16 protein-coding genes are annotated in these 21,762 nt (G+C 64.1%); 6 read left to right on the top strand and 10 right to left on the bottom strand.

What is annotated here, in order from left to right; all coding sequences use genetic code 11:
- Positions 1 to 15 precede the first annotated feature (15 nt).
- The 4 genes from LMJ30_RS21585 (at position 16) to LMJ30_RS21570 (ending at position 6,158) form a co-directional block, all read left to right on the top strand.
- Positions 16 to 1,347, top strand: coding sequence for a sigma-54-dependent transcriptional regulator (locus LMJ30_RS21585; RefSeq protein ID WP_229434648.1), 1,332 nt, complete (start codon positions 16 to 18; stop codon positions 1,345 to 1,347).
- Positions 1,347 to 2,681: a sensor histidine kinase gene (locus LMJ30_RS21580; protein ID WP_229434647.1), complete on the top strand. Its 1,335-nt coding sequence runs from the start codon at positions 1,347 to 1,349 to the stop codon at positions 2,679 to 2,681. Before LMJ30_RS21585 ends, LMJ30_RS21580 begins: the two co-directional genes overlap by 1 nt.
- Positions 2,682 to 2,705: 24 nt before the next feature.
- Complete coding sequence (locus tag LMJ30_RS21575) at positions 2,706 to 3,476, top strand: fused MFS/spermidine synthase (protein WP_229434646.1); 771 nt, start codon at positions 2,706 to 2,708, stop codon at positions 3,474 to 3,476.
- A gap of 195 nt (positions 3,477 to 3,671) precedes the next feature.
- On the top strand, positions 3,672 to 6,158 hold the full coding sequence (locus LMJ30_RS21570) for a TonB-dependent receptor plug domain-containing protein (protein WP_229434645.1): 2,487 nt from the start codon (positions 3,672 to 3,674) through the stop codon (positions 6,156 to 6,158).
- Between the two features lie 3 nt (positions 6,159 to 6,161).
- On the opposite strand, the gene LMJ30_RS21565 is transcribed toward LMJ30_RS21570, so the two are convergent.
- From LMJ30_RS21565 to LMJ30_RS21520, 10 genes are read right to left on the bottom strand one after another with little or no spacing between them, the layout of a single operon-like run.
- Positions 6,162 to 7,535, bottom strand: coding sequence for a hypothetical protein (locus tag LMJ30_RS21565; protein ID WP_229434644.1), 1,374 nt, complete (start codon positions 7,533 to 7,535; stop codon positions 6,162 to 6,164).
- Positions 7,532 to 9,499 carry a DUF4175 family protein gene (locus LMJ30_RS21560; protein WP_229434643.1) on the bottom strand — a complete coding sequence of 656 codons (1,968 nt, stop codon included), beginning with the start codon at positions 9,497 to 9,499 and terminating at the stop codon, positions 7,532 to 7,534. The genes LMJ30_RS21565 and LMJ30_RS21560 overlap by 4 nt, the downstream gene beginning before the upstream one ends.
- A complete protein-coding gene (locus LMJ30_RS21555; RefSeq protein WP_229434642.1) occupies positions 9,483 to 10,454 on the bottom strand; it encodes a BatA domain-containing protein in 972 nt (323 codons plus the stop codon). The genes LMJ30_RS21560 and LMJ30_RS21555 overlap by 17 nt, the downstream gene beginning before the upstream one ends.
- Positions 10,451 to 11,335, bottom strand: coding sequence for a DUF58 domain-containing protein (locus LMJ30_RS21550; RefSeq protein WP_229434641.1), 885 nt, complete (start codon positions 11,333 to 11,335; stop codon positions 10,451 to 10,453). The genes LMJ30_RS21555 and LMJ30_RS21550 overlap by 4 nt, the downstream gene beginning before the upstream one ends.
- Before the next feature lie 7 nt (positions 11,336 to 11,342).
- On the bottom strand, positions 11,343 to 12,347 hold the full coding sequence (locus LMJ30_RS21545; RefSeq protein ID WP_229434640.1) for an AAA family ATPase: 1,005 nt from the start codon (positions 12,345 to 12,347) through the stop codon (positions 11,343 to 11,345).
- A gap of 2 nt (positions 12,348 to 12,349) precedes the next feature.
- Positions 12,350 to 12,970, bottom strand: coding sequence for a DUF4159 domain-containing protein (locus LMJ30_RS21540; protein WP_229434639.1), 621 nt, complete (start codon positions 12,968 to 12,970; stop codon positions 12,350 to 12,352).
- 9 nt (positions 12,971 to 12,979) lie between these two features.
- On the bottom strand, positions 12,980 to 14,314 hold the full coding sequence (locus tag LMJ30_RS21535) for a TldD/PmbA family protein (RefSeq protein WP_229434638.1): 1,335 nt from the start codon (positions 14,312 to 14,314) through the stop codon (positions 12,980 to 12,982).
- Between the two features lie 9 nt (positions 14,315 to 14,323).
- Positions 14,324 to 15,961: a TldD/PmbA family protein gene (locus LMJ30_RS21530; protein WP_229434637.1), complete on the bottom strand. Its 1,638-nt coding sequence runs from the start codon at positions 15,959 to 15,961 to the stop codon at positions 14,324 to 14,326.
- Positions 15,962 to 15,979: 18 nt separating this feature from the next.
- Positions 15,980 to 17,317 (bottom strand): TldD/PmbA family protein, encoded by a 1,338-nt coding sequence (locus LMJ30_RS21525; protein ID WP_229434636.1) that lies wholly within the window; start codon positions 17,315 to 17,317, stop codon positions 15,980 to 15,982.
- 13 nt (positions 17,318 to 17,330) lie between these two features.
- The gene (locus LMJ30_RS21520; protein WP_229434635.1) at positions 17,331 to 18,968 is read right to left on the bottom strand and encodes a TldD/PmbA family protein; all 1,638 of its coding nucleotides are present in this window, start codon (positions 18,966 to 18,968) and stop codon (positions 17,331 to 17,333) included.
- Between the two features lie 348 nt (positions 18,969 to 19,316).
- On the opposite strand from LMJ30_RS21520, the gene LMJ30_RS21515 reads away from it, so the two are divergent.
- The gene (locus tag LMJ30_RS21515; protein ID WP_229434634.1) at positions 19,317 to 20,114 is read left to right on the top strand and encodes a class I SAM-dependent methyltransferase; all 798 of its coding nucleotides are present in this window, start codon (positions 19,317 to 19,319) and stop codon (positions 20,112 to 20,114) included.
- Between the two features lie 105 nt (positions 20,115 to 20,219).
- Positions 20,220 to 21,752: a S1C family serine protease gene (locus LMJ30_RS21510; protein WP_229434633.1), complete on the top strand. Its 1,533-nt coding sequence runs from the start codon at positions 20,220 to 20,222 to the stop codon at positions 21,750 to 21,752.
- Positions 21,753 to 21,762 lie beyond the last annotated feature (10 nt).

The raw sequence follows: 21,762 nt of genomic DNA, 5'->3' as shown, positions 1-21,762 counted from the left end.
GGTATGCTAGCGGCCATGCCCACTGTACTCATCATTGACGACAACGCCGCCGTCGCCATCGCGCTCGAAGTCCTGTTTTCGCTGCATGACATCGACGCGCTGCGCGCGGCGTCGCCCGACGAGGGCCTGGCCCTGCTTGACCGCTGCAATGTGGACCTGGTCATCCAGGACATGAACTTCACGGCCGACACCACGTCGGGCGTGGAGGGCACGGCCCTGTTCCGCGAGATCCGCAAACGCCACCCCGACCTGCCGGTCATCCTGCTCACCGCATGGACTCACCTCGACGCCGCGGTCGACCTGGTGAAGTCGGGCGCCGCCGATTACCTGTCCAAACCGTGGGACGACAAGCGCCTGCTGGCCACCGTCACCAACCTGATCGAACTTGGCCAGGCCAACCGCGCGTTGCAGCAGCGGGTGCAGCGCGAACGCCGCGAGAAGCGCGACCTCGAACACAAGTTCGACCTGCGCGGCATGGTGTGGGAAGACCCGGCCACCGAGCGTGTACTGAACCTGGCTTGCCAGGTCGCGCGCGCCGACGTGCCGGTGCTGATCACCGGGCCCAATGGCACCGGCAAGGAACGCATTGCTGAAATCATCCAGGCCAATTCGCAGGTGGCAGAGGGACCGTTCGTCGTACTCAATTGCGGCGCCCTGCCCGCTGACCTGATCGAGGCGGAGCTGTTCGGCGCGGAAGCAGGCGCCTACACGGGCGCCTCGCGTGCGCGCGAAGGCAAGTTTGAAGCCGCCGACGGCGGCACCCTCTTCCTCGACGAAATCGGCAACCTGCCGCTGGCCGGGCAGATGAAGCTGCTGCGCGTGCTGGAAACCGGCCGCTTCGAGCGCCTTGGCTCGAACCGCGAGCGCCAGGTCAAGGTGCGCGTGATCAGCGCCACCAACGCCGACCTGCAGGCGATGATCCGCGCCGGCTCGTTCCGCGAAGACCTGTTCTACCGCCTGAATGTCATCGAACTGCGGCTGCCGCCGCTGGCATCGCGCCCTGCCGATATCCTGCCGCTGGCTGCGGGCTTCCTCGCACCGGGCAAATCCTTAAACCCAGGCGCACAGGCCGCGCTGATGGCGCACGCGTGGCCGGGCAATGTGCGCGAACTGAAAAACGTCATGCAGCGCGCGTCGCTGCTGGCGCAAGGCAGCACCATCAAGGCGGAAGACCTCGGCCTGCCCCTGGCAGCACTGCCAGCGGCCGAGAACGAGCCTGACCGCGACACCATCGCCCAGGCGCTGGCGCGTGCCAACGGTGTGGTGGCGCAGGCAGCGGCAGACCTCGGGCTGTCGCGCCAGGCGCTGTACCGGCGCATGGAACGGCTGGGCATCGCCCGTCCCTGATGAGCGCGCGCCGCGGATTCCGCCTGTCGCTGGTCACGCGCTTGTCGGCGCTGGTCGGCACCCTGCTCGCGCTGGGCATCATCATCGCCCTGGCGCTCGACCACTTCATTCCCGGCGAACCCTGGCTGGTGTTCGCCATCTGCGTCGCCTGCGTGGTGCCGATTTCAATCATCACACTGCGCTCGCAGATCCAGCCGATCCTGTCGCTGTTCCGCGCGCTGGAAGGCACCGTCACCAGCTACAAGGATGGCGATTTTTCGTTCAGCCTGCACTGGGCACATAACGACGAACTGGCCGACCTGATCGACGCGCACAACGCGCTTGGCAACGTGCTGCGCGAGCAGCGCCTCGGCCTGGTCCAGCGCGAACTGCTGCTCGATACGATGGTCCAGAACACGCCGGTCGCGATGCTGCTGGTGGCCGATGCGGGCGCAGTCGTGTACGCCAACGTGGCGGCGCGCCAGCTGCTGGGCGACGGCCGCAAACTCGAAGGCCACCAGCTGAAGGACATCCTCGCGCAGGCCGCGCCGACACTGGTCGAAGCGCTGGGGCGCGGCGGCGATGGCCTGTTCACCGCTGGCGAAAGCGAAGACGAAGAGGTCTACCACCTGGCGCGAAGCAGCTTTATGCTGAACGGGCGCAGGCACGAGCTGCTGCTTCTGCGCCAGCTGACGCTGGAGCTGCGCCGGCAGGAAGTGCAGACCTGGAAAAAGGTCATCCGCGTGATCAGCCATGAGCTGAACAACTCGCTGGCGCCATTGACGTCGCTGGCCCACTCGGGCGCGGAACTTGTCCGGCGCGGCCAGACCGACCGCCTGCCGCAAATCCTCGCCACCATCGAGGAACGCACCCGCCACCTCGAAAGCTTCATCCTCGGCTACGCGCGCTTCGCCAAGCTGCCGTCGCCGCGCATCGAGCCCTGCGGCTGGGATGGTTTCGTGGCGCGGCTGGCGTCGCAAGTGGGCTTCAGTGTTTCGGGCGAGCTGCCGGCCGAACCGGCATGGTTCGACACGGCGCAGATGGAACAGGCCCTGCTCAACCTGCTCAAGAACGCCCACGAATCCGGTTCGCCGCCGGACCAGGTAGAGCTGAACGTGCGCGCCGCCCCGGGCGTGGTGCGGATCGAGGTGGCCGACCGCGGCACGGGCATGAACGACGCTGTGCTGACCAACGCGCTGGTGCCGTTCTACTCCACCAAGCGCAGCGGCACGGGACTCGGGCTGGCGCTCGCGCGTGAAATCGCCGAGGCTCATGGCGGGCGCATCACGCTCGGCAACCGCGATGGCGGCGGGCTTGCCGTCACCTTGATCCTCCCTGCGGCCGCCGCCATGTAAGCTGCGGTGGTAAGATGCGCCGTCATGTCTTCCACACCCACTTCCCGTTTCGCCGCGCCCGGCCATCCGCCCGCGACCACTACACAATTTCGCGGCGTGCGCTTCCTGCACCTTGGCACCTCATGGGTCCAAGGCGCGATGCGCCTCGATAAGCCCGACAATATCGAGCTCGAATACGTCCAGATGATGATGATGTGGATGCTGTTCAAAGAGCAGCCGAAGCGCATCGCCCAGCTCGGCCTGGGCAGCGGCGCCCTGACCAAATTCTGCTACCAGCGGTTTCCCTCGGCGCGCGTCGACGTGGCGGAACTGAACCCCAACGTGATCGATATCTGCCACGCCGAATTCGGCCTGCCGCCGAACGACGAGCGCCTGAACGTGCGCGAGATGGACGCGATGGACTTTGTGCTCGATCCGGCCAACCGCAACAGCATCGATGTGCTGCAGGTCGACCTGTACGACGAAGAAGCGCGCGGACCGGTGCTCGACTCGCAGGAGTTCTACCAGGCCTGCTTCGACTGCCTGCTTGATGACGGCATCATGACGGCCAATGTATTCGGGGAGTTTTCGAACTACGACAAGAATCTGCAGAACATGGAGCTGGTGTTCGACGCGGTGGTGTGGCTGCCCGAGGTACACGACGCGAACATCATCGTCATCGCGTTCAAGCGCGCGCCGCAGATCGATTTCAGTGTGCTGTACGAGCGTGCCGGCGACATCAAGCGGCGTATGAACCTGCCTGCCAAAAACTGGGTCAATGGCCTCAAGTCATGGATGCAGGACCATCAGGAGTAAGCACCAAAGACGCAGTAGCATACCGTGTTTTGCGCTGGGCGATAGGCAATATTGCCCGATCCCTACGTAAACACAACAGTCATGCGATACGCGTTGTACGTACAAATTGTTTCCCTTAGTATCATTTGCTGCGGCAACGCTAAATGTTGCCGTAGAACAAACGAAAACTGCAAACGATAACAAAGAGAGACACACATGACGAGACCTTCCAGCACCCGGCCGCTCCTTCAACGTACCCTGATCGCCACCGCCATCCTGGCAGCCATGGGCAACGCATATGCGCAGGAAGCGCAAGGCACCGCCACGGTAGCCCGCGCCACCGACGACGCTCCGGCAACCGTTGTGGTGCTGGGTTCGCGCTCGACGGCCAAGACGGCGCTCGACACCGCTGCGCCGGTCGGCCTGATCAACATCAAGGACATGCAGACCGCTGGCCCGCTCGAACTGGGCAAGCTGCTGCAGACGCTGGACCCGTCGTTCAACTTCTCGACCACCTTCATCAGCGACGGTACCGACATCATCCGTCCTGCCACGCTGCGCGGCCTGGGCCCTGACCAGCTGCTGGTGCTCGTCAACGGCAAGCGCCGCCACCAGCAGGCGCTGGTCAACGTGCAGCAGACCATCGGCCGCGGCTCCGCCGGCACCGACATCAACGCGATCCCGATGTCGGCGATCCACCACATCGAAGTGCTGCGCGACGGCGCGGCAGCCCAATACGGTTCCGACGCGATCGCCGGCGTGATCAACATCGTGCTGAAATCGCAGACCAACGAGACGCAGCTGAGCAGCTCTGTCGGCACCACCAAAGAAGGCGACGGCGACCTGATCTCCGGCAGCGCCAACACCGGCTTCGCACTGGGCGACGGCGGCTACCTGAACCTGTCCGTCGAAGGCCGCCGCCGCGACGAAACCAACCGCGCCGGCGTCGACACGCTGCGCGTCAATCCGCCACGCGTCACCCAGCGCATCGGCGACAGCCTGGCCAAAGATGCCTACCTGTGGTGGAACGCCGCAGTCCCGATGGACAAGGACAGCGAGCTGTATGCGTTCGGCGGCGTGTCCAAGCGCACCGGCGATTCGGCAGGCTTCTTCCGTTCGGCCGGCGATGGCCGCAACGTGCCAGCCGTGTACCCTAACGGCTTCCTGCCAAACATCATGACCACGGTGAAGGACGCGTCGTTCGCCGTCGGCTACCGCCGCGACCTGGCCAACGACTGGAACTTCGACGTCAGCCTGAACCACGGCCGCAGCGAGCTCGGATTCCACGAGCGCGAGTCGATCAACGTCAGCTACTGGTACGAGCCAAAACCGGGCGGCGGCATCTACGCCGAGTCGCCGCTGGAAGCCGATACCGGCACCCTGAAGTTCAACCAGACCACCTTCAACGCCGACCTGCGCGGCCCGATCGACCTGGGCGGCCGCAAGGTCTCGCTGGCTACCGGCTTCGAATACCGCAAGGATAACTACGAGATCGTCGCGGGCGACCCTGTGTCGTACCAGTACGGCCGTACCAACAACCCGGCCATCAAGATCTTCGACCAGACCGGCGGCATCGCAGCTGCTGGCGCCCAGGGCTTCCCGGGCTACACGCCAGGTACCGAAGTCGATGACGGCCGCCACAACGTCGCGCTCTACATCGACGCGGAGCACAACATCAGCGAAAAGCTGCTGGTCGCGGCAGCGATGCGCTTCGAGAAGTATTCGGACTTCGGCAACACCACCACCGGCAAGCTGAGCATGCGCTACGATCCATCGCGCACGCTGGGCATCCGCGGCAGCGTATCGACCGGCTTCCGCGCACCGTCGGTGCAGCAGAAGTTCTACAGCTCGGTGTCGACCAACCTGAACTCGGCCGGCGTGCTGACCGAGACGCTGACCGCGAAAGAGGGCAGCCCGGTCACCCGCGCATTCGGCATTTCGCCGCTGAAGGAAGAAACCTCGAAGAGCGCCAGCATCGGCATGGTGCTGCGTCCGATGACCAACTTCTCGGTAACGGCCGACCTGTACCGCATCGACATCGACGACCGCATCGTCTTCTCGAGCAATATCGCTCCTGAGACGGGTGCTTGCCTGACCGCTGCCGCGTGCCCGGTCAAGGCCATCCTCGATCCGCTCAAGGTAGGCCAGGCGCAGTTCTTCACCAACGCGATCGACACCACCACCGAAGGTTTCGACCTGGTCGCCGAACACACCACCAAGTGGCCTGGTTCGACCCTGGTGCTGTCCGGCCAGCTGGGTTTCAACAGGACTGAAGTCACGAGCCGTAACTCGCAGTCGCCAGTGCTGACCGGTACGCAGCTGTTTGACGATGCACAGGTAACGCTGATCGAGCGCGGCCAGCCGCGCCAGCACCACGTCATCGCGGCTGACTACACGACCGGTCCATGGAACCTGAACACCCGCGCCAGCTATTTCGGCGAAGTGCAGGGACAGGGTTTTACCGCGCCGTTCATCCAGACCTGGGACGCAAAGTGGCTGGTTGACATGAGCGTGCGTTATGCGTTCACCAAGCGTATCAGCCTGTCGGTCGGCGCCAACAACCTGTTCGACACCTACCCGACCGAATGGGATAAAGAGAAGGCATTCCCGTTCCCGCAGCTGGGCTTCACCCACTGCTGGGAAACCTGCCCGATCGGCATCAACGGCCGCCAGATGTACGCGCGGGTTGACTGGGCGTTCTAAGTTCTACCGCCGCTCGCGCCACCAGAGCGCGAGCATCGCCATTGTGAACAGCAATGCGAACGGCCAGGCAGGCAGTGGTGTTGATCCCGCTGCCTGCGGCGCCGGGGTACGCGCCGCATAACGTGCGGTTGCATCCCGGCGCTGCGCCATCTGCCACATCGGCCAGTCGTTTTTCTCGTAGACATACACCGCGTGCTGCGCATCCACCTGCAGCCATCCTGCCTTTTCCGGCCACAGCGCCATGCACGACGCGTCCGCCTTGTCGGGCCGGCGTTGCCATGCGCCCCCGCGCACGCCCTGCGCGCAAACTTCGAGGCGCTGTCCCGCCAGCGGCATCTCTTCCGGATCAAGCCACGACACGGGCTCAGGCCGCGACACGCCCGCAGTGTCCAGCACGCGCTGCCACCAAAGTCCCAGCGCGCGCGGTTCGCTGATGGCATAGCGGTGCCAGTCCACCGCGCCAAGCCAGACAATGCGGCCTTTTTGCCATTGCCTCGTCCACGCCAGGTCGCCGGCAGCCGTCCATGCTCCCGCGACGGGATTGAGCGGCGCCGGGGTCATTGCCAGCGGCGCGCCGACGGCCTTCTCTTGGCTCGGTTTCAGGTTCAGCTGCAAGGTCCGCGACCACATGCCCGGATCGGCTGCGTTCGACGCCAGCACAATCAGCGGCATACCGCCCGCCACCCGCTCCAGCAAGGCGCCGCGCGCCGCGCCGGGCAAGCGCTCGAACCAGGCGGCATCCACCACCATCAGGCCCGGCGCCGGCATTTCCTCGCGCGCGGTCTCCGTGCGCGTAACGGTCTTGCCAAGCGTGACTTGCCAGTCGAGCACCGCGTTACTGTTGGCCAGCAGCTCATTAAGCACCCGCGTATCAAACGATGGCGCGGCAAAGCGGCCCTGTACCTGCAGGGGCGCGGTCTCGCGCACCGCAAACGGCACCGGGCCTTGTGCGATAACCTTGCCGGCGCCATCGAGCAGGCGCGCCTTCAGTACCAGTTTTTCCACCACCGGCGGCAGCCACTGGACAGTCAGGTCCCTGCCGGAACCAGCCGCCTCCGCGATGACCTGGTCGTTCTCGGCCAGCAGCTGCAGCCGCGCGTTGCCCGCCTTGCTGCGATGGACCGTCAAGGTGAACATACGGCCCAACGTCAGCTGGCGCGGAAAATCGAGGCGGAGCACATCGGTCACCGGGGCCTGCCAGTCGATGGCCCGGGCGGGCATGTCGTGCCACTGCGCGGCGCGCAGTCCATCGCCATCAACCTTCAGCGGTTTCGGCCCGCCTTCGACAGGCACAGAAAGCTCGCTCACAAGTCCGGCCAGCGCCGCAGTCGCGACGATGACGAGAACAGCGTCTACCCATTTGATACGGATGTTCATGGCTTCGCTCCGCTGCGCCATGCGCGGGTGAACGGTGTTTCGGTGACGGGCTTCGCCTGCAGCACGACCGGCGCTTCGGTAATTGCGCCGCGCAGCCAGGCGCGCAGCACCGGACGGCATGGCACGCAGCCATCGGCGACGTCCTGCACCGCGCGCTGGGCCGCGAGCCGCTGGTCGTCGTTGGTGATCCTTGCGCGTATCCAGTCCTGCGCCTCGCGCGTCCACAGCGCCGGCAATGCGCCATCGCCTGCAAGCGACTGCAGCAGCTCGCGGACTTCGGCGGGAATCGCTTCGTCCGCGGCGGCCTGCTCGCGCCGGTAGCTCTTTGCCCCCAGTACGTCCCCGGTCATGCGAATTTCTTCCTTGATCGCAGGCGGCGCGAACGCTGTCTTGTGCAGGTAGATCCGGTCTGCCTGCTGCAGCTCCTTGATCGCTTCCAGCGCTTTGTACTCCGGCGGCAGCGCGGGCTTCGGGGTGATCGCCCTCAGCGCCTTTTCGGCGTCCCACATGGCCGACAGCGCGCGCCGCAGGATCTTTTTAGTGGCTTCGTCAAACAGCGTGGCGTTCTCTGATTCGTCGTGCATGTGGCCGTACTCGGCGATCATCCCGCCCTTTGATGCCTCATGTTCGTCCCCGTGTTCTTCCTCGCCGCCGAACAGGCTCGATTCCTCCCCGAGGAACTGGCCGTAGCGTCGGCGCAGCATCGCCTGGTCGCCTGCGATTTTCTGGCTGCGGGCCTGCACCGTGGCCGCCGGCATGCGTGGGTTGGCTTTCAGGTCCGCCACCAGCTGTTCCGTATCGATGATGATCTGGCGCTGGCTGCGCAGGTTCTCCGGCTTGACGAGCATCGGCAGTGCCGTGCTTTCCTCCCCCTCCTCCACCGGGCCAGGGAGCCGCAGCGTGTAGGTTGGGGACTGCGATTGCTGCACGCGCCCGGCGTTGTCGAACGCGCGTATGAAGAAGTACAGCTCGTCGCCCGGCTCCATGCCCAGGTCCGCAAGCGACCAGTCTTTGGCCCAGTTGCGCACGCGGGGATCTTTCGATCCCGGCAAGGGCACCTCGCGGTCGCTGAAACGTACGTTCTCGCCGCTGCCGCGCGCCAGGGTCAGGTGCATGGTGGCGCGGGTGACGGCGTAGTCGTCCCTTACTTCAACGGCAATGCGCGCGCTCCTGGCGTCCATCGAAAGCACATGCACCATCTCTTTCGGTGCGGAGACCGTAATGCGCGGGGCGTTGTCCGGCACGACCTTCAGGTTGAAACGGGCGCCGCGCCAACGCCAGAACACCGATTCCGTCGCCGTCCATCGCACGCATTCCTGCCCGATCTTGAGCACCTGCCCGTCCGACAATTCGATCGGCGGCTCGCCGTCGCGCGGCGCCTTGAGGCACCACTCGACGATACTCTGTTCGGGCACCTGCAGATCGCGCGGCGCAGTCATGGACGGCGCCACGCCGGTGTACTTTGGCGGCGTGATGCGCATCGCGATTTGGGCCTTTTGAACCGCTGCTGCGCGGGCGAGCGCAGGCGCGGCGGGCGCGTGGCCGGCGTCAACGCGCTGGACTGCCCACCAGGCAAGCGCGGCAGCGCAGCTGATGGCAAACCATTGGAGGCCTAGCGGCACGCGCGCACGCGCGATGCCGCGCAGTTCATTACGCCCGACAGCCGACGACACCCGCTGGAGCAAGCGCTGTTGCTGGAGCCTGCCAACCGGCGTCTCCGCATGCACCAGCAGGGCGCTGCTGTCTTCCAGTTCTGGCACGGCGCCGTCCACCCAACGGGTCCAGTTAGCGAGCACGCGCTGGCGCAACTTCAAGTAGTCCCATGCCGCCCAGGCGGCGCAAACGATCACGCCGGGAATGGAGCGCAGCAGTATCCATGGCAGCGCCACGGCGAGCCAGAGGGGCGCGCGCCGCAGGACGGCGGCGCGCAGGATGCGGCGGGTGATGTCAGCGTTTGCGTGCATACGTCACGATCCGTTCGAGCGCAGACAGGACAACCAGTGCGATGGAAAGCATGTCGCGCAGGGCGCGGGTGCCCGGGCCGAGCGGGGCCGCAGGGTCTGCCGCGAGCACCTGCGCCGCGGCGACATAAGGCACTGGCGGGTAATGCAGCCGCTGCCAGTCCTCAAACAATCGGCGCGCCGCGGCGGCGTCCTTCGGCGGCCACGCCGGCGATGTCCACAAGCGTCCGCGGCTGCTATCCGCATAACGCAGGCCGTCAACCTGCTTCGCGTTCTTCAGCTCGGGGAAAGCGGCCGTATCGCCGATCCACCACAAGGGCGCGCGCAAGCCCGCAGGCGGCGCTTCGGCTACGTCCCAGATAACCAGCTCCGGCTTGCCGCCCGTGGCTTCTTCAACCAGGTAGCGCTGCGGTCCGCCAAGCGCGGCAAACAGCGCGCGCCACTCGTCCGGGCGCTTGCTCACCAGCGCCACGCGGTGCTCGGTTTTCGCAAACGGCGCTGCCTTGGTGCGCAATTCGACCTGGTGGCGGAAGCGCGGCTTTTCCGCCGGCATGGCAACGGCGCCAAGCACAAGCACCTTTGCGTCGGCCAGCCATTCACGTTCATGCTGCCGGAACCAGACAAGCGGATCGCCCGCGACATCGATCCTGTCGAATCCAGACGCTTCAACCTGTTGCTGCACCCACTTTGGATCGGCTCCCCCGGCCACCAGCACGCTGTCGCCACGCCATGGCACGACCGGGTCCGCCAGCCACGCGATCAGGCAGGCCAGCAGCAGGCAGCGGAGCAGCAACAGGAAGCGGTCGACCCACTGCCACACGCGCTGCTGCTGCGGGTCGGAGCGCGGCAGGAAGCGTGCGGTTGCCAGCGGCACTGCCTTGACACGCTCGCGCTTTTGCCGGTGCCACCAGATCGGCAGCAGCAGGACCGGCAGGGCCAACCACCACATGCTCGTCATGCCCGCCCCGCCTGGCGCAGCCAGCCGCGCAGTACCGAGGCCACCGGGTCTTCAATGCATGCCGACAGCGCGCGGATGTCGTGCTTGCGCCACTCCGCCGTCACGGCGGCAAAGTGCTCGTCGCGGCGCAGGCGGTACTGCGCCTGCTCGTCAGGCCCAAAGCGGAACACGCCATCGCCGTGCTCGCGGTCGCGGTACGATTTATTCGCCGGGAAGCTGGCGTCGACCTCGGCGCGGGTTTGCAGGCAAAGGGCGCGCACGTCATGCTGCATGTGGCGCAGGCGCAGCAGCGCATCGCTCATCGGCGAGGGAAAGTCGAGAAAATCGCTGACCGCAAACACCAGGCTTGGCGAGCGTGCGAAGTGCAGGCTGGCGCGCAGCGTCTCGGCCGGCGGTAGTTCGCCCGACGCTTCGGCGCGCGACAGCTGCGCCAGCACGCGGTGCATCTGGCGCGGCCCGCGTGCGGCGGGCGTGAAGTTGACCCGTCCATTCGACAGCACGACCAGGCCGAATGCATCGCCCTGCCGCTGGGCGACGGCTGCCAGGCAAGCCAGCACGGTGCGCGCATACCAAAGCTTGTCGACGTTCGGCATCGCCAGGCTCGGCTCGGCCATGCTGGCGGTCGCGTCCAGCCAGAGCCAGACGGCCACATGGCTGTCGCGCTCGGCCTCGCGCACGTAATAGCGGTCGGCGCGCGCCAGCAGCTTCCAGTCGACCCGGCGCCACTCGTCCCCGGGCGCGTAGGCCCGGTATTCCGAGAACTCGACGCCGGCCCCGCGCTCGCGCCCGGCATGGATGCCGTGGCCGAGCCCCGCTAGGACATAGCGGATGATCAGGTCGAGGTCATTGGTTTGCGCAAGCAGCGCAGGCGTGGCCAGCATGTATCGCTCAGTCGACCTTGATCTCGTTGCGCAGCGCCTGCAGGATGTCCGCGATCGCGACGCCGTCCGCTTCCGCTTCGAAGTTGCGCAGCACGCGGTGGGCCAGCACCGGCAGCAGCATCTCGCCGATATCCTCGCGCGTGACGGCGAGGCGGCCATGCATCAGCGCGCGCGCCTTCGATGCCAGCACCAGCGCTTGTCCGGCGCGCGGCCCGGCGCCCCAGCCGACGTGTTTCGTGATGCTCGCAACCGTGGTGTCTTGAGGGCGGGTCGCGCGCACCAGGCGGGTGGCGTAGCGCAGCAGGTGCTCGCCAATTTCGATATCGCGCACCAGCATCTGCAGGCGCAGCAGCGTCTGCACATCCATCGCCGGCTGTGCGTCCTGCAGTCCCGCGTGCGTGGTGCGCGAGACCATCATCATCTCTTCATCTTCGGTCGGGTAGCCGACGTCGATACGCAGCAGGAAACGGTCAAGCTGGGCTTCCGGCAGCGGGTAGGTGCCAGCCTGCTCGATTGGATTCTGTGTGGCCAGCACGAAGAAAGGCTGCGGCAGCTTGTGGGTCTGGCCCGCGAAGGTGACGGAGCGTTCCTGCATCGCTTCAAGCAGCGCCGATTGCGTCTTTGGCGGCGCGCGGTTGATCTCGTCGGCCAGGAGCACCTGCGTGAACACGGGGCCCTTCTGGAACCGGAATACGCGCTGGTGCGTGGTGGTGTCTTCCTCGAGGATCTCGGTGCCGACGATATCGGAGGGCATGAGGTCGGGGGTGAACTGCACACGGCGGAACTGCATGTCGGTGGCCTGCGCCAGCGACTTGACCAGCAGCGTCTTGCCCAGCCCCGGCACGCCTTCAACCAGCGCGTGGCCGCCTGCCAGCAGGCAGATGACCAGCGATTCGATCACGTTGTCCTGCCCGATGATCACCTTCGACATGCTGGCCGTCAGCGCCTTTACGCGGGCCGTCAGGTCGGCTACTTCAGATTCATTCCATGCTGTTGCATCACGTTCCGACACTCTCAAGCTCCCAATGCGTACTGAATAATATTGACTGCAAAGCGCGTGTTGTCGATCGCCAGCCAGCGCTTGTTGCGGAAGTCGTAGTCCCACTCGCAGCCGTAGTCCTTGTTCGAATACAGGACCCGCACACGGCCATTGAACTCGATCGCCTTCAGGTAATCGTGCACCAGGTCGTCGCCCCAGCCGTTGAGCTCCACGCCCGTATTGGGCGGGCCGTCAAATTCGAAGAAGCTCGAATAAATGCGGTGGTTGTTGGGGATCTTGCGCAGTGCTTTCGGCCCGAACATGCGCGCCAGCTCGGCTTCGAATGACTTGGCGAACAGGCCGTCGATGTCGTGGTTGCAGTCGTCGACGAACACAAAGCCGCCGCCGCGCACGTAGCGCTCGAAGTTCTTGCGCTCGGCCGGCGAAAACTGCACCAGCTTGTGTCCGGCCAGGTAGCAGAACGGCGCCTCCAGCATCTTCGGGTCCGACAGCGCAATCACCCGCTCGACCGGATCAACCCGCAAGGTGGTGTATTCCACCAGCGAGTTGAGCACGTTGCTGGGCATGCGGATATCCACGTCCCAGTCGCCCGAGTCGTACATCAGGCGCGTGAAGTAGAAATCGTAGCTTGCCATCTGCCTGCCTTACACCGCGTCCGACAGGGACGTGAAGTTGAAGTCGCGGATCTTCATCGGCGGCAGCACCATCTGGAACCGTCCTTCGCCGCCCATGACGACCGGCTTGCCAAGTTCATCGACGTTGTTGAGCATCGTGACAGGGCTTTCGTTGAAGCGGAAGTTCTTGACCGGATGCTTGATCTTGCCGTTTTCGACGTAGAAGGTGCCGTCGCGGGTCAGCCCCGTGAGCAGCAGCGACTGCGGATCGACCATGCGGATGTACCAGGTACGCGTAACGAGGATGCCTTTCTTGGTCGACGCGACCAGCTCCTCCAGCGACCGGTTACCGCCCGCCATGATGATGTTGCCGGGACGGCCCTTGGCCTCAATGCCCTTCTTCTGCGCCCAGTAACGGGTGTAGTCGAGCGAGGCGACGCGGCCGTTCTTGATGATGTCGGTGCGTTCGCGCGGCAGCATCGAGTCGTTGTCCCATGGCCGCACCGGAACGTCCTTGTCCCACGGGTCGGCCCAGATGTTGACCTGTTCGTCGAACAGCTTTTCGCCGAGACGGGTGCCGCCGCCCTTTTTGGACAGGAAGCTGCGGCCTTCGTCGGCTTGGCGCGCATCGAAGGCGTTGAACATAAAGCGGAGGATATCGGACGTCGCCGCCGGCTCTAGGATGACCGTGTAGCGGCCTGGCTCGAGCGCCTTGGCGTCGACTGAACGCAGCGCCTTTTCGATGGCGACCTGCGAAGCTTCGCGCGGATCGAACTTGCTGGCGTCATTGACCGAACGGGTCACCCAGCCCGAACCGCGGCCGTCTTCGGTACGCGCGGTGCAGGTGAAGCTCAGGTTGGTGAATTCCTGGTGGCCGAACACGCCGTTGGAGTTGGCGATGGTTTCAAAGCCCGTGGTGTCGGTAAAGAAGCCGGCGGTAACCAGCTTGTTCTTGCGGCCCGCGACAATGCTGTGCGACGCCACGTCGGCGCGGTATTCCGGATCGATCGCTGCGGTCGAGGCGCGGAAGGTGTTCGATGGCTTGAACACTTGCTTGCCGACGGCCGGAATGAACTCCGGGTTCTCCGGCGCAAGGCGCGCCACGTCTTCGGCGCGGCGCACTGCTTTTTCCAGCGACTTCTCATCGAACTCGTTGATGGTCGCGGTGCCCTGGCGCTTGCCGAAGGCGACGCTGACAGTCAGCTCGGTGTTCTCGACCAAGCCCGCGGTCGATACGCTGTTCTGCGCGTAGCGGATGTTACCGGTGCGGCCACCGCTGATGGATACGCGGCACTCATCGGCTTTCGAGAATCCGATGACGCGGTCGCAGATGCGTTTTGCTTCTTCCTGGTTCAGCTGTTTCATGTTTTTCCCTTAGCCGATCTTGCGCGCGGTGTTGATCACATTGACCCCGTTGAAGCGGGTCGTCGACGAGCCGTGCGAAACCGCACTGACCTGGCTAGGCTGGCCTTTACCGTCGAAGAAGGAACCGCCCATGCGCCAGTCGCGCTGGTCGCAGATCGCGCTGCACGCGTTCCAGAATTCCTGGGTGTTCGACTGGTACGCCACGTCTTCGATCGGGCCGGTGATTTTGCCGTTCTTGATTTCGTAGTACATCTGGCCGCCAAACTGGAAGTTGTAGCGCTGCTGGTCGATCGAATACGATCCGCGTCCCAGGATGTAGATACCCTTCTTGATGTCCTTGACCATCTCGTCCGGCGTCAGGCGCTCCTTGCCGGCGGCCAGCGAGATGTTAGGCATGCGCTGGAACTGCACGCTGTCCCAGCTGTCCGCATACGAGCAGCCGTGCGATTCTTTTTCGCCGATGATGTGGGCCTGGTCGCGCGTCGCCTGGTAGTTGACCAGCACGCCGTCCTTGATGATGTCCCAGCGCTTCGACGCCACGCCTTCGTCGTCGTAGCCGACCGCGCCGAGTGAGCCCGGCGTGGTCTTATCGGCAAAGAAGTTGACGCGTTCGGAGCCGAACTTGAATTTCTTCGTCTGCCATTTGTCGAGCGTGGCGAAGCTGGTGCCCGCGTAGTTGGCTTCGTAGCCAAGCACGCGATCGAGTTCGGTCGGGTGGCCGACCGACTCGTGAATCGTCAGGAACAGGTGTTCCGGCGAGAGCACGAGGTCGTACTTGCCCGGCTCGACGCTCTTGGCGGTCAGCTTCTCGCGCGCGTGGCGGCCGGCCGAACGCGCGTCCTCAATGATGTCGTACGATTTGGTGTACAGGGTGGTGACGCCACCGGCGGCCATCACCTTGTCTTCCTTGCGCGCGTCGAAGTACTCGTAGCCCATGCCGACCGGCGCAGCCAGGCTGTCGCGGGTGCGGAACTTGTTGGTGGCCTTGTCGACCGCGGTGGCGGTGAACGGCGCCCACAAGCGGTGCACGTCCTGGTCGATGTAGGAACCGTCGGTCGATGCGAAGTACTTCTGCTGGTTGACCTGGAACAGGGTCGAGGTCATGAAGTTGGCGCCAGCATCCATGCCGGCCTTGTTCGCCGCGATCAGCATGTCCGCCTTTTCCTTCACCGGGACGGCGCGCCAGTCCTTCTTGTACGGGGTGGACCAGGTCACCTCACCCACGCCCTTGACCGGCGCCAGGCGCACAGGCTCGGCCTGCAGCTTGGCGTTGGCCTTGGCGATGGCCACCGCCTGGCGTGCCGCATTGGCCACGCCATCGGGCGACATATCGTTGGTGGCCGCGAAGCCGTAGGCGCCGCCCGCGATCACACGCACGCCCACACCGGATGATTCGGTGTTGACGACGTTTTCGACGTTCAGGTCACGGGTGGTGATGAACTGGTTCAGGTAGCGCCCAATACGCACGTCGCAGTAAGTGGCGCCGGCTTTGGTGGCCGTGTTCATCGCCGCGTCGGCCAGCGCCTTCTTGAAGGCGACAGCGACCGGGTTCATCAACTCTTCGGCAGCAATCGCGTTGCCGAACACGGGGATCAGCATGGCGCCTGCGGCGCCGCTGCCGATTTTAAGGAAGGTACGTCGTTCCACTGTATTACTCCAAACTTTTTAAACTGCGTCCGACAGCGACGTGAAATTGAAGTCGCGGACCTTCATTGGCGGAATCGCCATCGCGAACCGGCCTTCGTCACGGCCGATGATCTGCGGTTTGCCGATTTCCTCGATATTGTTCAGCATCGTTACCGGGCTTTCGTTGAAACGGAAGTTCTTGATCGGATATTTGATCTTGCCGTTCTCGATGTAGAAGGTACCGTCGCGCGTCAGTCCCGTGAGCAGCACCGATTGCGGATCGACCATGCGGATGTACCAGGTGCGCGTGACCAGGATGCCCTTCTTGGTGCTGGCGATCAGGTCAGCGGTCGATTTGTCGGTGCCCGCCATGATGATATTGCCCGGCGCGCCAACCGCGCGCACGCCCTGCTTCTTGGCCCAGAACGTCGAGTAATCGAGCGAGGCGACTTTGCCGTCCTTGATCAGCGCCATGCGTTCGCGCGGCAGCATGGTCTGCGAATCCCACGGCAGCACCGGCACGTCCGGATTCCATGGGTCGGCCCAGATGTTGACCTGCTGGTCGAACAGCTTCTCGCCCAGGCGGTTGCCGCCGCCCTTTTTGGACAGGAAGCTGCGTCCTTCGTCGGCGCGGCGCGCATCGAAGCCGCCCATCATCACGGAGAGCAGTTCGGATGTCGCGGCAGGCTCCAGGATGACTGTATAGCGGCCTGGCTCGAGCGCTTTGGCGTCGACCGAGCGCAGCGCTTTTTCGATCGCCACGCTGGACGCTTCGCGCACATCGAAGCGCGACACATCGTTGGCCGAGCGATTGACCCAGCCCGACCCGCGGCCATCTTCAGTGCGCACGGTGCAGGTGAAATCGAGGCCGGTCTGTTCCTGGTGGCCGAACACGCCTTTCGAATTGGCGATGGTCTCGAACGAGGCATTGTCGGTGAAGAAGCCCGCAGCGATCAGCTTGTTCTTGCGGCTTTCTTCGATGCTGTAAGCCGCAGTCTGGGCGCGGAACTCCGGATCGATCGCGGCGGTCTTGGCGCTGAAGGTGCCCGACTCCTTGAATGCATGCTTGCTCACTGCCGGCATGAACTCCGGGTTTTCCGGCGCGAGGCGGGCCAGGTCCTCGGCGCGGCGCACGACCTTTTCCAGCGACTTGTCATCGAACTCGTTGATGGTCGCAGTGCCCTCTTTTTTGCCGAACGAGACCTGCACCACCAGCTCGGTGTCCTCGACCAGGCCGGCCGTCGATACGTTATTACGCGCATAGCGGATATTGCCGGTGCGGCTGCCGCTCAGGGTCACGCTGCATTCATCGGCTTTCGACAGCGCCATCACGCGGTCGCAGATACGCTTGGTTTCTTCAGAATTCAGAAGTTTCATGTTGGTCCTTGCCTTAGCCGATCTTGCGAGCGGTGTTGATGACGTTGATGCCGTTGAAGCGCGACGTGCTCGATCCATGCGACACGGTGCTGACCTGGCTTGGCTGGCCCTTGCCGTCGAAGAAGGAGCCGCCCATGCGCCAGTCGCGCTCATCGCAGATCGCCGAGCAGGCGTTCCAGAATTCCTGGGTGTTCGACTGGTACGCCACGTCTTCAAGCGGCGCGCCGATCTTGCCGTCCTTGATTTCATAGAACAGCTGGCCGCCGAACTGGAAGTTGTAGCGCTGCTGGTCGATCGAGAACGATCCATCGCCGACGATGTAGATGCCCTTCTTGACGTCCTTGATCATTTCGTCAGGAGTCAGCTTCTTCTTGCCCGCTTCGAGCGAGATGTTCGGCATGCGCTGGAACTGCACGCTGCTCCAGCTGTCGGCGTACGAGCAGCCATGCGATTCTTTTTCGCCGATGATATGCGCCTGGTCGCGCGTTGCCTGGTAGTTGACCAGCATGCCGTCGCGGATGATGTCCCAGCGCTTGGTCTTCACGCCTTCGTCGTCGTAACCGACTGCGCCCAGCGAGCCTGGCACCACTTTGTCGGCGACGATGTTGACGCGCTCGGAGCCGTACTTGAATTTCCTGGTCTGCCACTTGTCGAGCGTGGCGAAGCTGGTGCCGGCGTAGTTGGCTTCGTAGCCGAGCACGCGATCGAGTTCGGTCGGGTGGCCGACCGACTCGTGGATTGTCAGCCACATGTGCTCAGGCGAGAGCACGAGGTCGTACTTGCCCGGCACGACCGACTTGGCGGTCAGCTTTTCCTTGGCCTGGCGGCCGCAGGCGCGCGCATCTTCGATCAGGTCATACGAATTCTTGTACAGCGTGCAGACGCCGCCTGCCGCCTTCAGCTTGTCCTCCGGACGCGCGTCGAGGTATTCATAGCCCATCCCCACTGGCGAGGACAGGCCCTGGCGCGAACGGAATTTATTGGTCGACTTGTCGACCGCGGTGGCGAACAGCGGCATCCACATCCGATGCACGTCCTGGTCGATGTACGAACCGTCGGTCGATGCGAAGTACTTCTGCTGGTTCACCTGGAACATCAGCGACTGCATGAAGCTCGCGCCGCCATCCATACCGGCCTTGTTCGCGGCGATCAGCAGTTCGGCTTTTTCTTTGATTGGAACGGCGCGCCAGTCCTTCTTGATCGGCGTGGCCCACTTCACTTCGCCGACGCCCTTGACCGGGGCCAGGCGCACCGGCTCCACCTGCAGCTTGGCGTTGGCCTTGGCGATGGCAACCGCCTGGCGCGCGGCCGCTGCAACCGAGTCCGGCGACATGTCGCTGGTCGCCGCGAAGCCGTATGCGCCATTGCAGATGACGCGCACGCCCACGCCTGCAGATTCGGTGTTGGTCACGTTTTCCACGTTCAGGTCGCGCGTGGTGATGAACTGGTTCAGGTAGCGGCCAATGCGGACGTCGCAATAGCTCGCTCCCGCAGCGGTGGCGGCGTTGAGGGCCGTATCGGCCAGCGTCTTCTTGAATTTATCTGCGAGGGGGCTGAGTAGTTCGTCAGCTGCGACAGCGTGCCCGAAAACCGGTACCAGCATCGTACCGAGGGCTAATCCGCTGATGTTGAGGAAAGCGCGTCGTTCCATAGTATCTCCAAATACTCCCGAGGGAAGCGGCGCGCCATGCATATGCCGGCCGCTCTTGTTGTAAGTACAGACATCCGGCAAATTCGTTTGCCCGATTAAAAGCAGCAGAAACCTTACCAGCAAATTCGCGAGTTGAACACGCAAACTTTATGCCAATTGCTAAGTTGTTGATTTCTTAAACGGCGGCCGTCCGACACAGGTGTCCGGCGTGTCCGCAACCCTGTCCGGCGCACCGCGCGGACAGTATGTACAGGCCTGCCGGCGTATGCATATTAGAATGCGCTTGACCGGCACAATGGCTTGTCTGATCATCGCCGGACATTCAACCACCTTGGGAGACACGAAGACATGAAAAAACTGATCCTGGCCGCGGTGCTGGCGGCATCCGCGGCCGCAGGCACTGCCCACGCCGACGACGCGCTCAAGGCAGCCATCGCGGGCAAGCACCGTTCTGCGGCCAACGCTGCGCGCGATGCGGCCCGCCATCCGTATGAGACGCTGACCTTCTTCGGCATCAAGCCGACGATGACGGTGGTGGAACTGTCGCCGGGCGGCGGCTGGTACACCGAGATCCTCGCGACCTACCTGCGCGACAAGGGCAAGCTGATTGCCGCGGGCGAATCGCCGGAGTCCACCAACGCCGGCGCGCGCCGCTATGCAGACAACTTCACCAAGAAGCTCGCGTCCGACGCCGCGGTGTTCGGCAAGGTGCAGCGCGGCCTGTTCGAGCCGCCGCGCGCTTATAACATCGCGCCCGCCGGCAGCGTCGACATGGTGCTGACCTTCCGTAACCTGCACAACTGGATTGGCGCGGGCGACGACAAGGTCAAGGAGATTTTCACCAAGGTGCACGAGACGCTCAAGCCGGGCGGCGTGTTCGGCGTGGTCGACCACCGCCTGCCGGCATCGCGCCCGGCTGCCGACAACGGCTATGTGCACGAGGCTTACGTGATCAAGATGGCCGAGAGCGTCGGGTTCAAGCTGGCTGGCAAGTCAGAAGTGAACGCCAATCCAAAGGACACCGCCGACCATAACAAGGGCGTGTGGGCGCTGCCGCCAACGCTGGCCAACAAGGAAGTCGACCGCGAGAAGTACATGGCGATCGGCGAGAGCGACCGGATGACGCTCAAGTTCGTCAAGCAGTAAAAAGCATCACTCATCACTCCCGGCATCGCCGGGAGTGATGTTTACGGGGGCCGGACTTTCGGAAGCCGTTAGAATCATTCCATCGACACCACCAGAATAAGAACCATGACGATTATTCGTATCATCGCAGCCGCCTTGCTGGCCGCCGCGAGCTTCACCGCGTGCGCACAAGCGCCAGCTGCTGCAGCGGCTCCCGCAGTCATCCCCGCCAATCTCGAAAACTCGGTCGTCAAGGTATTCACCACGATGCGCCGTCCAGACCTGTTCAAGCCGTGGAGCAAAGCCGCGCCGCAGGACATTACCGGCTCGGGCGTCGTCATCGAGGGCAAGCGCATCCTGACCAACGCGCACGTGGTCGGCTACGCCAGCCGCGTCGAGATCCAGGCCAGCCAGTCGGGCGACAAGATCGGCGCCACCGTCGTCGCGCTGGCACGCGGAATCGATCTCGCTGTGCTCAAGCTCGATGACGAATCATTCTTCGACACGCACGCGCCAGTGGCGCGCACCAATGCGCTGCCCGGCGTGCGCGACGCGGTCTTCGCCTACGGATATCCAACCGGCGGCAATTCGCTCTCGATCACCAAGGGCATCGTCTCGCGCATCGAGTTCGTCAACTTTAACTTCGGCACCTCCGGCCTGCGCATCCAGATCGACGCTGCCATCAACCCGGGCAACAGCGGCGGGCCCGCGATCGGCGACGACAAGATGATCGGCCTCGCCTATGCGACCGCATCGAACGCGCAGAACATGGGCTACATCATTCCGAACGAGGAAATCGAGATCTTCCTGCGCGACGTCGCGGACGGCCGCTACGACGGCAAGCCGGTCATGCTCGACTACATACAGACGCTGGAAAATCCTGTGCTGCGCCAGTTCCTGAAGGTCGACAAGACGGTGGAAGGCGCGGTGGTGCAGAGCCCGCACCGCAAGGACGGCCCTTTGAAGGAATGGGACATCATCACGCACATCGGCGACACGCCCATCGACAACCAGGGCATGGTCAAGCTGGGGTCCAACCTGCGCGTGCGCTTCCAGTACCGCGTGCAGCAGCTGGCCAAAAATGGCAAAGTGCCGCTGACCGTCGTCCGCGCGGGCAAGCCGATGCAGGTGCAGCTGCCGGTTGGCGGAGAGCGCAACATGCTGATCCCGGACCTCGATGGCGGCTACCCTTCGTACTTCATTTACGGCCCGGTAGTGTTTGCGCGCGCGAGCGCCGAATTCGTCGGCGCGTTGGGGTCGAACCTGGCAGGCTTCAACGCGCTCAGCTACCTGGGCAACCCGCTGGTCACGCGCCGCGGCGACGAGCCGGATGCGCAGCGCGAAGAACTGGTCGTCGTCAGCGCCCCGTTCTTCCCGCATAAGCTCAGCGCCGGGTACAGCAACCGCTTCGCCTCGGTGATCTATTCGGTCAACAAAGTGCCGGTCCGCAGCCTGGCGCACCTGGTCAGCGTATTGCGCGACCTCAAAGATGAGCTGGTTGTCATCCATTTCGACCAGCGTGGCGGCGAAACCATCGTGTTCCCGCGCAAGGAGATGCTGGAAGCGACCGAAACTGTCCTGTCCGACAACGGCATTCGCCTCCAGGGCAGCCCAGACATGATGGACGTGTGGAACGGCAAAACGCCAATCAAGCGATAAACTCGCGAAT

It is taken from the genome of Massilia agrisoli (genome assembly GCF_020831365.1).
Classification (GTDB): Bacteria; Pseudomonadota; Gammaproteobacteria; order Burkholderiales; family Burkholderiaceae_D; genus Telluria_A; species Telluria_A agrisoli.
The sequence above is the reverse complement of the archived record's forward strand: the minus strand, read 5'-3'. Positions and strand labels throughout refer to the sequence as shown.

What these genes read in the sequence shown, in the direction of transcription:
- LMJ30_RS21585 (WP_229434648.1), top strand. Translation starts at nt 16, where the DNA reads ATGCCCACTGTACTCATCATTGACGACAACGCCGCCGTCGCCATCGCG.
- LMJ30_RS21580 (WP_229434647.1), top strand. Translation starts at nt 1,347, where the DNA reads ATGAGCGCGCGCCGCGGATTCCGCCTGTCGCTGGTCACGCGCTTGTCG.
- LMJ30_RS21575 (WP_229434646.1), top strand. Translation starts at nt 2,706, where the DNA reads ATGTCTTCCACACCCACTTCCCGTTTCGCCGCGCCCGGCCATCCGCCC.
- LMJ30_RS21570 (WP_229434645.1), top strand. Translation starts at nt 3,672, where the DNA reads ATGACGAGACCTTCCAGCACCCGGCCGCTCCTTCAACGTACCCTGATC.
- LMJ30_RS21565 (WP_229434644.1), bottom strand. Translation starts at nt 7,535, where the DNA reads ATGAACATCCGTATCAAATGGGTAGACGCTGTTCTCGTCATCGTCGCG.
- LMJ30_RS21560 (WP_229434643.1), bottom strand. Translation starts at nt 9,499, where the DNA reads ATGCACGCAAACGCTGACATCACCCGCCGCATCCTGCGCGCCGCCGTC.
- LMJ30_RS21555 (WP_229434642.1), bottom strand. Translation starts at nt 10,454, where the DNA reads ATGACGAGCATGTGGTGGTTGGCCCTGCCGGTCCTGCTGCTGCCGATC.
- LMJ30_RS21550 (WP_229434641.1), bottom strand. Translation starts at nt 11,335, where the DNA reads ATGCTGGCCACGCCTGCGCTGCTTGCGCAAACCAATGACCTCGACCTG.
- LMJ30_RS21540 (WP_229434639.1), bottom strand. Translation starts at nt 12,970, where the DNA reads ATGGCAAGCTACGATTTCTACTTCACGCGCCTGATGTACGACTCGGGC.
- LMJ30_RS21535 (WP_229434638.1), bottom strand. Translation starts at nt 14,314, where the DNA reads ATGAAACAGCTGAACCAGGAAGAAGCAAAACGCATCTGCGACCGCGTC.
- LMJ30_RS21525 (WP_229434636.1), bottom strand. Translation starts at nt 17,317, where the DNA reads ATGAAACTTCTGAATTCTGAAGAAACCAAGCGTATCTGCGACCGCGTG.
- LMJ30_RS21520 (WP_229434635.1), bottom strand. Translation starts at nt 18,968, where the DNA reads ATGGAACGACGCGCTTTCCTCAACATCAGCGGATTAGCCCTCGGTACG.
- LMJ30_RS21515 (WP_229434634.1), top strand. Translation starts at nt 19,317, where the DNA reads ATGAAAAAACTGATCCTGGCCGCGGTGCTGGCGGCATCCGCGGCCGCA.
- LMJ30_RS21510 (WP_229434633.1), top strand. Translation starts at nt 20,220, where the DNA reads ATGACGATTATTCGTATCATCGCAGCCGCCTTGCTGGCCGCCGCGAGC.